1 protein-coding gene is annotated in these 458 nt (G+C 68.6%); it reads left to right on the top strand.

Going from position 1 to position 458, the window contains the following annotated elements; genetic code table 11:
• Positions 1–458, top strand: a 458-nt coding sequence (locus tag R0J88_RS18790) for a beta-ketoacyl synthase chain length factor (protein ID WP_410900697.1), incomplete at both ends; no start/stop codon positions are given.

Here is a 458-nt window from a genome sequence, read left to right as displayed (position 1 = left end):
CCTGCTGGACGCCGCCACCCAGTCCGACGAAGCCCTGTCACCGGCGCGCTTCTCGCTCTCGGTGCACAACGCCGTGCTGGGCATGTACTCGATCACCGGCAAGTCCCATCAGCCGCTGGAAGCCCTAGCCGCCTGCGGCAACGAATTCGAGGCGCTGATGAGCGAGGCGCTCGGCTATCTGAGCGAGCGCGAGGACGTCATCGTGCTGTTCTCCGATATCGCCGCACCGGAGGCCTTCCTGCACCACGGTGACTACCCGGCCTGCGCCAGCGCCGTCGCCCTGCGCCTGAGCCGCAGCAGTGACGATGACAGCGCATGGACACTGAGCGCCACGCCTGGCGAGTCGTTGACGGACAGCGCCCCGACGCCGCTTGAGGTCATCGCCTGGCTTGAGCAGGCCGGGGCTGAGACGCTCGCCTGTCGTCGCCATCACTGGCAGCTGAGCCGCGCTCACGCCG

The sequence above is a fragment of the Pseudoalteromonas sp. SIMBA_162 genome (assembly GCF_046535955.1).
Lineage (GTDB): Bacteria > Pseudomonadota > Gammaproteobacteria > Enterobacterales > Alteromonadaceae > Pseudoalteromonas > Pseudoalteromonas marina.
Note: the sequence above shows the minus strand (reverse complement) of the source record. Positions and strands in the feature narration are given on the sequence as shown.